Here is a 10,852-nt window from a genome sequence, read left to right on the forward strand (position 1 = left end):
GTTCGGGGGTTTCTTCGGCGGGGGCGGCGTCTTGGGCGGATACTCGGGCCGGTGCTTCGCGTCGGTTCCCTCTGCTGGGCCTGTGTGTGGCTCCATAGCCCCTCCCGTGACTGTGGCGGCAGTGCGCCGCCTGCGGGCGAGCGTAGGCCTGTAGGCGGGCGTGCGGTGGCGGTTCGGGGGGATCTCCACTCTCGCGAGTCCCGTGGCGGCTCAACCCCACACCTCCTTAAGCATTGCGCCGACAATGCTTAACCGGTAGTCTGGCGTAGCCCCCGGAACGGACGCCCTCACGGCACCCCGGACCCCAACCCTCGAAAACACAGGGGGAACACCTCCGCGCATCCGCGACACGCTAGACATACCCGACCCCGGAGCCGCCCCATGCCAGGTACCCCCGAACACCACGTCGTCATGTGGTCCGGCGGCATCACGAGCTGGGCAACCGCCCGCCATGTCATTGCCCGACACGGCACAGAGGACGTCACTCTGTTGTTCGCTGACACTCTCATCGAGGATGAAGACCTGTACGCCTTCAACGAGCAGGCATCCGCGCAGCTGGGTGTACCGATCACGCGAGTCGCTGATGGCCGGGACCCATGGCAGGTCTTCGAAGACGCCCGCTGGCTCGGCAACACCCGCATCGCCCAGTGCTCCCACGAACTCAAGCAAAAGCCATGCCGTGAATGGTTGAACGCGAACACCGACCCCACCACAACGACCGTGTACGTCGGCATTGATTGGACCGAAACCCATCGTCTGCCCGCCATCGTCCGCGGATGGGCCCCATGGCCAGTCGAAGCACCCCTCACAGAACCGCCCTGGTACGACAAGCAGCGACTCATCGCCGAAGCACGTGATGCTGGCCTACCCGAGTCGAAGCTCTACCGCCTCGGCTTCGCCCACAACAACTGCGGCGGTTCCTGCGTCAAAGGTGGCCAGGCCCAGTGGGTACGAGTCCTGAAAGTCTTCCCAGAGCGGTACGCCCGTGCCGAGGCGGCAGAGATCAAGATGCGCGCGCTACTCGGCAAGGACGTATCGATACTCCGCGACCGGACCGGCGGCTCGACTAAGCCCCTGACACTGGCAGCCCTTCGGGCTCGTGTTGAGAACGAGCCCGATCAACTCGACCTATTCGATGAGGGTGGCTGTGGTTGCTTCACAGACCTTGCCGCCTAGCACTCCCAAACCCCGGAGCCGCCCCATGCCCGACCAGACGAAGACAGAGCCTTTCGGAGCACCACTGCCCACAGCCAAAGAAGCCGCCGACGCAGGCCGTATGGGTTGGAACCTGCGCTGCAACAGTTGCGGCGGCTACGGAGCCACCTGGGTGCCCAACATGCGCCCCGGCTGGGGCTCCCTGGCGCTCTGCTACCCGCACGAGCAGGAGCTACAGGCCATGCAGTGTCGCCACGCCGACGAGCTGGCGGCCCTGACCACCATCAACTATGAGCAGGACCGGAAGGTCTGACTATGCCCGACCAGACGCCCGCCGACGTACTGCGGGCCGCCGCCGCGAAGCTGACCGACATCGTCGCGAAGCTGCCCACCGCCTGGGGAGATCACCCCTGGCACACAGAGGACTGCAACGACACCGACGACATGTCGCCGTGCCCCTGCATCGTCGCCCAGGGCGAGTACCGCGACTTCGACGAGCCGCAGATCCCCCCGGTGCAGTACGTGGCCGACGCAGAGAACCCGGAGCTCGCGGACTACATCGCCACCATGGACCCGAGCGTCGGCCGCGCCCTCGCGGACTGGCTGGAACGGGAAGCCGCAGGACACCAGGCAGTCGACAACATGAACGCCCTGACCGGCGAGCTGCTGAACGTCGAACTCGGCACGGACGGCCGCCGCACCACGATCACGCACAGCACGCTCCCCGAGGCCCTGGCCCGGCAGGTCCTCGGAACCCAGGAGACGCGATGACCACCGAGGCCCTGTACCGCTTCCACTGCGACGCTCCCGACTGTGACGCGGCCGAGCTCCGCAGCAAGGTGACCGACACCCCGGACGGCTGGACGAAGCTCTCCAGCACCGACCACATCCCCGTACCAGCGAAGTCCGTCTATCCGGCACGCCGCACCCGAACGAGGACGCTCTCCTACTCGGAGCAGTGCCGCGGCGCCTTCTACCTCCACTTGTGCCCGAAGCACCCTGCCGCGTTCAACGCGCACCGGCCGATCACGAACGGCAACTACACGCGCCCTGGCAGGGACGCCACTGCCAACGTGTCTTGCTCTTGCGGTCTCCACTTCGGCTACACGAGCACCGGATGGCGCATCGCCGCGGCCGACATGACCGGCCCTGCCGCCCACACGGAGCGTGCCTGGTGGCGGCACCTTCCTCCTGAACTCCGGTCCTACGCCACCCGAGACGCCTAGGAGACGTGATGGCCGAACTCATCCAGGTCCCGTCGTTTTCCGGTTACGGCGGCGCCACTCTCCACCTTGTCATCGACTACACCGAGCACGAGCGGCGTCAGCAGGCCGGGCTCGGCAAGGCCATCGGGCACGGCTTCGGCGGACTCGATCACCTCATGGCCGTCCCCGACGGCATCCCCGTCCCTCTCACCTCCCTCACGAAGCAGCAGCAGGCCTACTACCGGAAGGCCCCTGCGGGGATCTGCACCATCCACGACGGACAGCTCACCCGGCATGTCGTACGGCCCTGCCGGGTTGTCCTCGCCACCGTCGAATCCCCGACCGCCTGCCGTGGCGCACTCAACTCGGCATCCCGCTTCGCGCCGTTCTGCACCCGAACCGTCGTGATCCGACGCCTACCGCACCGCAAGCACTTCAACTACCTGCACGAATACGACTTCTACGGCATCGGCGTCACCTACCAGCGGCCCGACGGCGGCAGGGAGCCGATCGTCGAACCCCGGCCGTGGGTGCCGATGCGGCACACTCCGGCCGCCTGGTACTTCGCTGAGCAGGCGTACGGGACCTACCTCGACACCCTGCACAACCGTGCCATCGCCAGCGTCCAGCCCGTCACCGAACCCCAGGAGCCCTGATGACCCAGCCTGCGCTTGGCATGCCGTTCCCCGGCGTCCTCACCCCGGACCAGGTGTCCGCCGTCCTCCGCGACCCCGACGAAGGACCCGACGCCCTCTATCCGTCCCGCATCGGCGTCTTCTGCGACGACTGCGGCACCGTCGAGGAGAACGACTACCTCGTCAACGACCGCATGGAGAAGTCGGCCCGGCTCGAAGCCGCCCGCGCCGCCCTGCGGGCGAAGGGCTGGTCCTGCACCCCCGATGCCGACCTGTGCCCCATCTGCCAGAAGGAGTCCTGATGTCGTACCCGCAGCTGCTCACCCCCGAAGAGATGCTCGCCACCGCGACCGAGCGCCTCCACATCCCCGAGATCGTCGTCATCTGCGGCAGCACCCGCTTCATGCAGCAGATGGCCGATGCCGACCGAGAACTCACCTGGGCTGGCTGCATCGTCATCAAGCCCGGCTGCGACATGAAGAACCCGCACCCGCTCTGGGCCGACCATGACCAGGCCGAGGCCGGCAAGGTCCGCCTGGACGACCTGCACCGGGCGAAGATCCGCCTCGCGCACTGGGTCCTCGTCGTCGGCGACTACGTCGGCGACTCGACCAAGGCTGAGATCGTGTACGCGCGCAGCCTCGGCAAGACCGTGCACTTCACGCACCCCAAGGCCGACCCGGACGGGCTCGCTGCCGTGACGTTCGACATCACCCGGCAGGAGTCCTGATGCCGTCCCGTATCCAGCGCAAGCGTGAGAAGGGCTGGACCGCGCCCATCGACGCGCAGGGCCGCAAACCCCTATACGTCGGCCGTGGCACCCCCTGGGGCAACCCGTGGGCCGTCACCCAAACGGACACAGGAACTGGCTGGGCTGTGAACTGGACCGGTAAGCGCGGCTACCGCAAACCCATCGGACTCAACAGTCGCATTCCTGCCGACGATCGGCGCGACGCGCACGCCCTCGCCGTGGAGCTGTACGAGATGTGGCTGCACTCCAACCCTGAGCTCATGGATCAGGCCCGCGAGCAGCTCGCCGGCCGGGACCTCATGTGCTGGTGCCACGAGTCGTACCCGTGCCATGCGGATGTCCTACTGGCCCTCGCAAACCCGGAGACCACACGATGACCGACCTACAAGACGCTGCGGCGTGGCTCGTACGCGCCGGCTACACCTACGACTGGGACACCACGGAAGCCCCGCCCGCCGCCTTCCGCGAAGCCATCATCGACGCCGTCCATGCCGACCCGACCGGCCGCCTCCACGGCAACGAGCTGTCCCGCGACGAGATCGTGGCCCTGCTCGCAGAGACAGCACGCGGCTTCAGCCTCAACACCCAGGAGACCACCCGATGAACGACCTGCCGCCTGAGGCGCTCACTGCGTACTTCATCAACCGCGACGACCAGCGAGCCGCCGACGTGGCCAGCGTGCTCGACTCCCTCACGGCCAGGGAACGCGGCGTCCTCCACGACGCGGCTGTCATGGGCTACGTCCAGGGACTCCAGCGAGAACGCTCGGAAGGCGTCCCGAAGGACTCGCAGATCATGGCGCTCGTCATCGACGCCTGCCTCACGTTCCATGACCTGTACCCGACGGTGAACGCTGGCCCGCCGCCACGCCCGAACAGCACCGAGTGGGTCGTGGAGAGTCGCTGGAACGACGGTCAGTGGCACAGATGGAGCGGCCTCTACGACACAGCTGAAGAGGCCCGCGAGCGCTTCGTCAGTGAGGTCAACGAGCAGCCGCCGACCACCAAGCACGCATTCCGTCTCATACGCGCCACCACGACCTACACGGTCGAAGGACTCTACGACCCCCACAACGAGGAGACCCCCTCATGATGCAGACGACGGAACTGTCCCCCACGAAGAGCCTCCTCCACGATGCCGCCAAGCGCCTCACCTACGGTCGGCCCCTCCCTGCCACAGCACTGCGAGTACTCGCCGAATGGCTCGACAGTTGGGTGAACGAAGACGTCGACGAGGACGAACCCACGCCGAAGGACCTGGCGTTCGCCACGCGGGCCGCCCGCGCCATCCTCGGACCCGAGGGGCGACGGTGACCACGGCCACGCTCCCGGAACTGCGGGCCTGCCTCGTCCCCGGCTGCCCGCGCCGCTACGAGATGGTCGCCGCCCTCACCGGCCAGCCCCCAGCCCGCCCCGGGTGGACAGTCGACGGGTGGCGGCACACCAGCATCATCAACATCTTCGGCTGCTCCGTGTGCCCCGACCACGACCCGCTCGTCACCGCCCATCAGCCGAGCGTGCAGCAGCCCGTAGACGGCCTGTGGCGGTCCTCCTGCGCCTGCGGCACCTGGGCACCCGACCCGGTGGTCGTCCTCGCCACGCTGCGGCCCCTGTGGGAGCAGCACGTGCTGACCGTGTCCGGCGCCCTGCCGAAGGAGGTCTGACCATGGGAGCAGCGCTCCACCTCGCGCACGTCCACCAGGCGCCCGTACAGAAGCGCAAGCGGAAGGGAGGCGGCAGCGGAGGCGACGGCTACGACGCCCTCATCGCGCGCGTCTACCAAGACGACCGCATGACCCCAGAAGCACGTGAACTCATCCTCTTGCTCGCGTGGCTCTCTGCACGCGACCCCAACCGGTACGACGAGGACGGCAACATCATCAGCTGGCGAAAGCGGGCCGACGGCGTCCTGGGCGGCTATGGGCACGGCCGCCGCAAGGAATCACGCCTGGCGGATCTCCTGTACGCCGACAGGCCCCGCTACGAGGACGTCCGCGACCCATACGAGAAGCGAGCGTGCGCCGCACCGATGATCCGCCGCCAGGGCCCATGCGGTCAGCGCGGCATCGACCACGACTACACCGTCGACCAGGAAACCGGCTGGCGCACCGCCCTCTGGTACTGCCGGCGCCACGAAGCATGGGGCCGCGCCCTCCGGCAGCAGCGTCTCGCCGCTCCCGGCCCGGAGCCAATCCCGAACGCTGGCGGCCTGGTCACCTCGTACCTCATGTCTGAAGGGCAGGAGGCTGCCTGGGCGCGCCTGTACGGGGAGGCTGCCGTCTGGAAGTACGACCGGAGTTGGCAGCCGCCGAAGGCGTACAGCATCCGCGCCGACGACTGGCCCACGCCCGGCAAGGACCCGATCCCCACGAAGGCCCGGCTCCGCCTCATCCTCGGCGGCGCCGAGCTGGACGGTGACGCGTGAGGCGGGTGTCGAAGCGGGAACTCCTCCGCCGCCGCATCGAAGCCCTCGAAGACCGCCTCCGAAGCCCCACCCCCGCCCCGTTACCCGGACAGCATGAGATCCCCATACCCGACCACCCGCCGCCAGGAGACGACCATGACTGACCCGACCGTGCCCCACGCCTACCTGTCCACTGGATGTCTCCACGGCCACCACGACTACTGCCAGTCCCACACCGGACTCAGCGGCGCGAAGAAGCCGAGCCAGTGCAAATTCTGTGGTGCCGCCTGTACCTGCCCGTGCCACACGGACACCCCGGAGCAGCCGACTGGTGACCTGCCGACCGTCATCCACCGGACACCGGAGCAGCTCCGCGCGCAGCGCGCCCGCCTCATCGCCTCCACCGGCCTCACCGAAAGCGTCCTGTGTGAGCGCGGCGAGACCTTCCAGCTGTATCCCGAACACCAAGCCGTGTGGGAGACCGTGAAGGGCATCGACTACCTCCTCACCGACGAGACCGGCCGATGAGCACTCACCTCCGCTACGTCACCGGTGACGCCACCAACCCGCCCGGGACCGGGCCACGGATCATCGCCCACGTATGCAACGACATCGGAGCCTGGGGCAGAGGCTTCGTCACTGCCCTCTCCCGTCGCGGCAAAGAACCCGAGGTCGCTTACCGGGGCTGGTATCGCGATCGGGACCGGAGTGGCTTCGCACTAGGCGCCGTGCAGCTCGTGCCCGTTCACCATGCTCTCTGGGTCGCCAACATGATCGGCCAGCACGGTATCCGCCGCGCCGGCGGGCAGCCGCCCATCCGCTACGAGGCTCTTGAGGAGGCGCTCGGGCGGGTCGCCATCTACGCGCTGCACCTCAAGGCGTCCGTGCACATGCCGCGGATTGGCGCCAGCCTCGCAGGCGGCGACTGGCAGCGCATCGAACCCCTCATCATCGACCGACTGTGCGGCCGCGGCATCAATGTCACCGTGTACGACCTGCCGTAGCCGGACGGGTTGTCAGACCCTGCTGGCATGCTGCCCTCCCACACACGAGAGGAGGTGAACATCATGTCGAAGAAGCAGCAGGCCGCCGTCACTCTGGCCGTCGCCCTCCTCGGAGGCGCCGTCGCGCACAAGGTCGCGGGCAAGCAGGCGACAGCCCTCGGGATACCCGTCCTCGCGGTGACCGTGGCGGGCGTACTCCTGGGCGCCATCGTGTAGCAGCAGGTGGTCCGTCCGAAGGGGAGGCGGGCGGACTATCCCAGGAACGACTGTCAGTGCCGCGTGTCATGCTGGTACTGCGTCTGCCGGATCAGGCCGGGACCAGGTAACTGGACCCTCCCGCAACAACGCCGCGCCCGTCGGGATCAACGCCGCAGCGGGGTTAGAGGCCCCCGGAGACGTCCCGCCTTACGCCCGCCCCGAACCATCCGGGGCGGGCGTTCGTGCATCCAGAGCTACGTCGGCGCGATGTCCGTGCCGTACGCCACCCTCAGCCGGCCCGGCTGCGGCCACCAGTACGCGCGGTGATGATGCTCCGCCGGACGGCCCTCCACCGGCAGCTCAATCTCGCCCTGATAAGCGACCCGGCCATCGGGATAGTCGATGCGGCTATGGACCTGGAGAGTCCGCCAGCGTCCGTCTACGAGGGCCTGGAGGGCGGGACGGTGCCCTTGCGGCCAGTACCGGTACCGCGGCTTCTCGCCATGCTCAGGGCGCCAGGGTGGGGCCTGTTCGGGTTCGTCCCACGGGCCGGGATCAGGCAGATCACGCACCCGGCCACCGTACCGCCGCCACACCTACACGGACGTGGACTCGACCCGCGGCGACGGCACCGCCCTCGTCTCCAGATCATCCACCAGCCGGTCCGGGGAGAACGCCCACTGGAACGCCAGCGCTTCCTTCGTCTCCACCTCAAACAGGGCCCGCAGCGTCGACACCTGCGACACCACCCAGCGCAAACTCACACCCAGCCGTGTCGCCGTCTGCTGCTGCGTCCAGCCCGACACCATGTCCCGCATAATCTCCCGCTGCTGACGCGTCGTCCGCACCGACCCCGTCGTCTCACCCGCACGCGGCTCACCCGCCCACGGCTCCGCCCGATCCCACGAATCCTGAAAAATCTTCGCGATGAAAGCGACCATCGCCCGGTCCGTCACATGCCACGCCGCATGCGCCGGCCCCGCCTCGACCACGAAGTCGGAGATGAAGGCCTGACGGCGGTCAACGATGACGCACTGCCTGAACGGCGCATGCGTCGTACGGAACAAGCCCCCGCGCTCCGACATGCCAGCAGCCCAGCGCCTCGTGTCCCCATCGGAGCGGACCGTGTCCCGGTACAGGCTGAGCATGCGGATGCCGCGGTCCAGGGCAAGCCCATCACGCTCGGCGGCGAAGTCCAACGCGGTCTTGCCGCGGGGACCGCCGGGCTGTGCGGCGAGGATCTCTTCCCGGGCCTGCCCGACAACCTCGCCGATGCGGGCGTTGACGGCTTCCCGGTCGCCGATGTACTCCGACGTGCCCGACCGGTAGCGGGACCGGTCGAAGTGGACGGCCAGATCTTCGCCCAGGTCGGGGAATGTGGCGGCTTGGCGGGCGCGGGCAGCGAGCTCGTCGAGGCTGTCCTGTAGACGTCGTGCCGCGGCCTCGCGAGGATTCAGCGGAATGGGTTTCTCCGGAACGGCTGGGTCAATGTCGATGAGGCGCCACGTCAAAAGCTCCGCGCACGCCGCCTTGTCCCCTTCTGTGATCTTCCCGCCCTCGGCTATTCGCTGGTACAGGGTCCGCGCCTCATCCGAAAGATCATCCATTCCCGCAACAAACCCCAGCAGACTCATGATCAACCCCGTTCCTAGAGTGCGTACTTGGTCAGTGCGCGTGTACGCACCCCGAGACAGTTGCCCCGCGTCTATGCCATGCGACAACGTGGCATGTGGAAGGCCTCCCGGCCAGTCACGATCTCTCCCGAGCTTTCTCTATCCGCTACATGGCGGCGGACGGCTCCCACCGCGGAAAGCAACGGATCGCAGCGAGACCAAGACAGGAACCCGGGAGGCCTCCATACTCACTCTGATGATGAGTATGAGAAAGGAACTCCCATGATGACATCCCGAATCCGCAGGGCTCTCGCAGCAGGCGCTTTCCTCGCCGTGGCAGCTGTCACACCTCTCGTCATAGCCCACACCCAGGGCGGCGACACCGGATGGACCACCGCCGCCGATGGCACGACCGGAACGTCGACCACCGACGGCGACACGGGCTGGTCCACCCCGGCCGGCGACACTGGTTGGTCAACGCCCGGCGGCGCGACCGTGGACTCCCTCGACACGGGCTGGTAACCCCAGCTGCGACGACAGAACGCCCGCCCCGGCATCCCTGGGGCGGGCGTTCGCGCCTTCGGCTCAGCCAGCGGCGAGGCGTTCCTTCGCGGCCTTCTTCGCCCGCATCTCCACCTCGAACCGGTTCCGCCCCTCCCCCGCCGCCGCGTACTCCCTGACGGCCTCCTGGAAGACGCTGGCAGCCTCCCGCCACGGCACCCACGCCTCCGGACTGTACGGGCCCGCCACAGCCTCCCGGTGGGCCTCCAGAGCCCGCACCTCAAGGGCGACGAGCTCCTCGAAGCCGGGGTCCTTCTTTTCGTCCGCCTGTTCGGTCACAGGCCAAGACTATGCAGACCGAGCCCTGAAACGACGAAAGACGGCCCGCCATCCCCGGAGGGACGACGGGCCGTCTCGATCACGGTGGCCCCGTGGTCAGCGCTCCGCACGCTACCCGCCCGCACTGACAGCGTCAGGCGCCCTGCACGTACGGACGTAGCACCGCATTCACCCGGACCGCCAAGGCCCGCGCAACATACGAATCTGGCAGGCCCTCCACCGCGCCCCGCAGCACACCCAGCAGCATGTCCGGACCAACCACCAACACCCGCCCGTGGACCGTAGACACCGGCGCCCACAAGAACCCGCCCGCGACCGGAGACCCGTGGACGAGGAGCAGCGGGATCACATTCGCCGGCGGCAGGCCTACCGCCATAGCGACGGCCTCCGCGTACTCGGCGACCTTCTGCGCCTGGCCGTGCCGATCCTCCGGCCCACAATGCAGTCGGCCGCCAACAAGCTGTGTGGGCCAGTTCCGGCGCCAGCGTTTCGTATCCGGCATGACCAACCCGGCCGCGGTAGGCGGCATCAGCAGGTGATCGACGTTGAAGCGGCGACCGGTCAACCGCAGGTCATGCCACACATGCCAGCCCTCGGCCCGGAGCGGATCGAGTAACCGTGCCGTCGCCTCCTCCCCGGCGGCGCCGTAGGCCCATCTGGCGGCCTGAGCGTCCGCACGACGCACCGCAGCACCCCCGAGACCCATCCAGGCCAGGAGACGCCGCCACACGCCCCTCCGGGCCCTGGCGCGCAGAGCCGCAGCACGCGCTGCCGCCGACTCCCCCGCACTCACCGGCTGTCCCCCGCCGCAATCCCCGCAGCAACAGCGATCCAGCCGCGGTGCCACGCCTGGTCCAGCAGCGGGCCAGCGCCCGGGTCCCGCTCGAGCCAACCGGCATGCCCGGTCTTGCGGGCGAAGCGTACGAGCCTTGTCGCGTCGGGCCCGGTCTCCCGCCAGTGGCCACCATCGTTATCTAGTGCTGTCAAGCATCACAGCAGGTCATAGGCAATACAAACTTTCAGACACGTGAGGCATGTTGGCGTAAGC

21 protein-coding genes are annotated in these 10,852 nt (G+C 68.1%); 17 read left to right on the plus strand and 4 right to left on the minus strand.

The window, feature by feature from the left end; all coding sequences use genetic code 11:
• The first annotated feature begins 381 nt into the window (after positions 1-381).
• The 16 genes from LCE31_RS29515 to LCE31_RS29590 all read left to right on the plus strand — a co-directional run bounded on the left by LCE31_RS29515 (position 382) and on the right by LCE31_RS29590 (position 7,369).
• Positions 382-1,176: a hypothetical protein gene (locus LCE31_RS29515; protein WP_225019627.1), complete on the plus strand. Its 795-nt coding sequence runs from the start codon at positions 382-384 to the stop codon at positions 1,174-1,176.
• Between the two features lie 100 nt (positions 1,177-1,276).
• A complete protein-coding gene (locus LCE31_RS29520; protein WP_225019629.1) occupies positions 1,277-1,468 on the plus strand; it encodes a hypothetical protein in 192 nt (63 codons plus the stop codon).
• Positions 1,469-1,470: 2 nt separating this feature from the next.
• Entirely contained in the window at positions 1,471-1,926 is a 456-nt protein-coding gene (locus LCE31_RS29525) for a hypothetical protein (protein WP_225019631.1), read from the plus strand.
• Positions 1,923-2,381, plus strand: a complete 459-nt coding sequence (locus LCE31_RS29530; RefSeq protein ID WP_225019633.1) for a hypothetical protein — start codon at positions 1,923-1,925, stop codon at positions 2,379-2,381. The genes LCE31_RS29525 and LCE31_RS29530 overlap by 4 nt, the downstream gene beginning before the upstream one ends.
• A gap of 8 nt (positions 2,382-2,389) precedes the next feature.
• Positions 2,390-3,016, plus strand: coding sequence for a hypothetical protein (locus tag LCE31_RS29535; RefSeq protein WP_225019635.1), 627 nt, complete (start codon positions 2,390-2,392; stop codon positions 3,014-3,016).
• On the plus strand, positions 3,016-3,297 hold the full coding sequence (locus LCE31_RS29540; RefSeq protein ID WP_225019637.1) for a hypothetical protein: 282 nt from the start codon (positions 3,016-3,018) through the stop codon (positions 3,295-3,297). The genes LCE31_RS29535 and LCE31_RS29540 overlap by 1 nt, the downstream gene beginning before the upstream one ends.
• The gene (locus LCE31_RS29545) at positions 3,297-3,725 is read left to right on the plus strand and encodes a hypothetical protein (protein ID WP_225019657.1); all 429 of its coding nucleotides are present in this window, start codon (positions 3,297-3,299) and stop codon (positions 3,723-3,725) included. Before LCE31_RS29540 ends, LCE31_RS29545 begins: the two co-directional genes overlap by 1 nt.
• Complete coding sequence (locus LCE31_RS29550) at positions 3,725-4,123, plus strand: DUF4326 domain-containing protein (RefSeq protein ID WP_225019658.1); 399 nt, start codon at positions 3,725-3,727, stop codon at positions 4,121-4,123. Before LCE31_RS29545 ends, LCE31_RS29550 begins: the two co-directional genes overlap by 1 nt.
• Positions 4,120-4,350: a hypothetical protein gene (locus LCE31_RS29555; RefSeq protein ID WP_225019667.1), complete on the plus strand. Its 231-nt coding sequence runs from the start codon at positions 4,120-4,122 to the stop codon at positions 4,348-4,350. Before LCE31_RS29550 ends, LCE31_RS29555 begins: the two co-directional genes overlap by 4 nt.
• Positions 4,347-4,838: a hypothetical protein gene (locus LCE31_RS29560; protein ID WP_225019669.1), complete on the plus strand. Its 492-nt coding sequence runs from the start codon at positions 4,347-4,349 to the stop codon at positions 4,836-4,838. Before LCE31_RS29555 ends, LCE31_RS29560 begins: the two co-directional genes overlap by 4 nt.
• A complete protein-coding gene (locus LCE31_RS29565; RefSeq protein ID WP_225019671.1) occupies positions 4,835-5,059 on the plus strand; it encodes a hypothetical protein in 225 nt (74 codons plus the stop codon). The genes LCE31_RS29560 and LCE31_RS29565 overlap by 4 nt, the downstream gene beginning before the upstream one ends.
• A complete protein-coding gene (locus LCE31_RS29570) occupies positions 5,056-5,409 on the plus strand; it encodes a hypothetical protein (RefSeq protein WP_225019673.1) in 354 nt (117 codons plus the stop codon). The genes LCE31_RS29565 and LCE31_RS29570 overlap by 4 nt, the downstream gene beginning before the upstream one ends.
• A 2-nt stretch (positions 5,410-5,411) precedes the next feature.
• Entirely contained in the window at positions 5,412-6,170 is a 759-nt protein-coding gene (locus LCE31_RS29575; RefSeq protein ID WP_225019675.1) for a hypothetical protein, read from the plus strand.
• A 135-nt stretch (positions 6,171-6,305) separates the two neighbouring features.
• Positions 6,306-6,677, plus strand: a complete 372-nt coding sequence (locus LCE31_RS29580) for a hypothetical protein (protein ID WP_225019677.1) — start codon at positions 6,306-6,308, stop codon at positions 6,675-6,677.
• The gene (locus tag LCE31_RS29585) at positions 6,674-7,153 is read left to right on the plus strand and encodes an Appr-1-p processing protein (RefSeq protein ID WP_225019679.1); all 480 of its coding nucleotides are present in this window, start codon (positions 6,674-6,676) and stop codon (positions 7,151-7,153) included. Before LCE31_RS29580 ends, LCE31_RS29585 begins: the two co-directional genes overlap by 4 nt.
• 27 nt (positions 7,154-7,180) lie before the next feature.
• Entirely contained in the window at positions 7,181-7,369 is a 189-nt protein-coding gene (locus LCE31_RS29590) for a hypothetical protein (RefSeq protein ID WP_225019681.1), read from the plus strand.
• Positions 7,370-7,605: 236 nt separating this feature from the next.
• Here LCE31_RS29590 and LCE31_RS29595 read toward each other — a convergent pair whose 3' ends face one another.
• Both LCE31_RS29595 and LCE31_RS29600 read right to left on the minus strand, forming a co-directional pair.
• Complete coding sequence (locus LCE31_RS29595) at positions 7,606-7,923, minus strand: hypothetical protein (protein ID WP_225019683.1); 318 nt, start codon at positions 7,921-7,923, stop codon at positions 7,606-7,608.
• A 24-nt stretch (positions 7,924-7,947) separates the two neighbouring features.
• A complete protein-coding gene (locus tag LCE31_RS29600) occupies positions 7,948-8,985 on the minus strand; it encodes a hypothetical protein (RefSeq protein ID WP_225019686.1) in 1,038 nt (345 codons plus the stop codon).
• A 261-nt stretch (positions 8,986-9,246) separates the two neighbouring features.
• On the opposite strand from LCE31_RS29600, the gene LCE31_RS29605 reads away from it, so the two are divergent.
• Positions 9,247-9,486, plus strand: coding sequence for a hypothetical protein (locus tag LCE31_RS29605; RefSeq protein WP_225019688.1), 240 nt, complete (start codon positions 9,247-9,249; stop codon positions 9,484-9,486).
• 63 nt (positions 9,487-9,549) lie between these two features.
• On the opposite strand, the gene LCE31_RS29610 is transcribed toward LCE31_RS29605, so the two are convergent.
• Entirely contained in the window at positions 9,550-9,804 is a 255-nt protein-coding gene (locus tag LCE31_RS29610; protein WP_225019712.1) for a hypothetical protein, read from the minus strand.
• A gap of 133 nt (positions 9,805-9,937) precedes the next feature.
• On the minus strand, positions 9,938-10,489 hold the full coding sequence (locus tag LCE31_RS29615; RefSeq protein WP_225019714.1) for a nuclease-related domain-containing protein: 552 nt from the start codon (positions 10,487-10,489) through the stop codon (positions 9,938-9,940).
• Positions 10,490-10,852 lie beyond the last annotated feature (363 nt).

It is taken from the genome of Streptomyces sp. 8L, assembly GCF_020176795.1.
In the GTDB taxonomy this organism is placed as follows: Bacteria; Actinomycetota; Actinomycetes; order Streptomycetales; family Streptomycetaceae; genus Streptomyces.

What these genes read in the sequence shown, in the direction of transcription:
- LCE31_RS29600 (WP_225019686.1), bottom strand. Translation starts at nt 8,985, where the DNA reads ATGAGTCTGCTGGGGTTTGTTGCGGGAATGGATGATCTTTCGGATGAG.
- LCE31_RS29585 (WP_225019679.1), top strand. Translation starts at nt 6,674, where the DNA reads ATGAGCACTCACCTCCGCTACGTCACCGGTGACGCCACCAACCCGCCC.
- LCE31_RS29515 (WP_225019627.1), top strand. Translation starts at nt 382, where the DNA reads ATGCCAGGTACCCCCGAACACCACGTCGTCATGTGGTCCGGCGGCATC.
- LCE31_RS29575 (WP_225019675.1), top strand. Translation starts at nt 5,412, where the DNA reads ATGGGAGCAGCGCTCCACCTCGCGCACGTCCACCAGGCGCCCGTACAG.
- LCE31_RS29550 (WP_225019658.1), top strand. Translation starts at nt 3,725, where the DNA reads ATGCCGTCCCGTATCCAGCGCAAGCGTGAGAAGGGCTGGACCGCGCCC.
- LCE31_RS29530 (WP_225019633.1), top strand. Translation starts at nt 1,923, where the DNA reads ATGACCACCGAGGCCCTGTACCGCTTCCACTGCGACGCTCCCGACTGT.
- LCE31_RS29565 (WP_225019671.1), top strand. Translation starts at nt 4,835, where the DNA reads ATGATGCAGACGACGGAACTGTCCCCCACGAAGAGCCTCCTCCACGAT.
- LCE31_RS29555 (WP_225019667.1), top strand. Translation starts at nt 4,120, where the DNA reads ATGACCGACCTACAAGACGCTGCGGCGTGGCTCGTACGCGCCGGCTAC.
- LCE31_RS29580 (WP_225019677.1), top strand. Translation starts at nt 6,306, where the DNA reads ATGACTGACCCGACCGTGCCCCACGCCTACCTGTCCACTGGATGTCTC.
- LCE31_RS29540 (WP_225019637.1), top strand. Translation starts at nt 3,016, where the DNA reads ATGACCCAGCCTGCGCTTGGCATGCCGTTCCCCGGCGTCCTCACCCCG.
- LCE31_RS29520 (WP_225019629.1), top strand. Translation starts at nt 1,277, where the DNA reads ATGGGTTGGAACCTGCGCTGCAACAGTTGCGGCGGCTACGGAGCCACC.
- LCE31_RS29545 (WP_225019657.1), top strand. Translation starts at nt 3,297, where the DNA reads ATGTCGTACCCGCAGCTGCTCACCCCCGAAGAGATGCTCGCCACCGCG.
- LCE31_RS29525 (WP_225019631.1), top strand. Translation starts at nt 1,471, where the DNA reads ATGCCCGACCAGACGCCCGCCGACGTACTGCGGGCCGCCGCCGCGAAG.
- LCE31_RS29605 (WP_225019688.1), top strand. Translation starts at nt 9,247, where the DNA reads ATGATGACATCCCGAATCCGCAGGGCTCTCGCAGCAGGCGCTTTCCTC.
- LCE31_RS29590 (WP_225019681.1), top strand. Translation starts at nt 7,181, where the DNA reads ATGCTGCCCTCCCACACACGAGAGGAGGTGAACATCATGTCGAAGAAG.
- LCE31_RS29560 (WP_225019669.1), top strand. Translation starts at nt 4,347, where the DNA reads ATGAACGACCTGCCGCCTGAGGCGCTCACTGCGTACTTCATCAACCGC.
- LCE31_RS29535 (WP_225019635.1), top strand. Translation starts at nt 2,390, where the DNA reads ATGGCCGAACTCATCCAGGTCCCGTCGTTTTCCGGTTACGGCGGCGCC.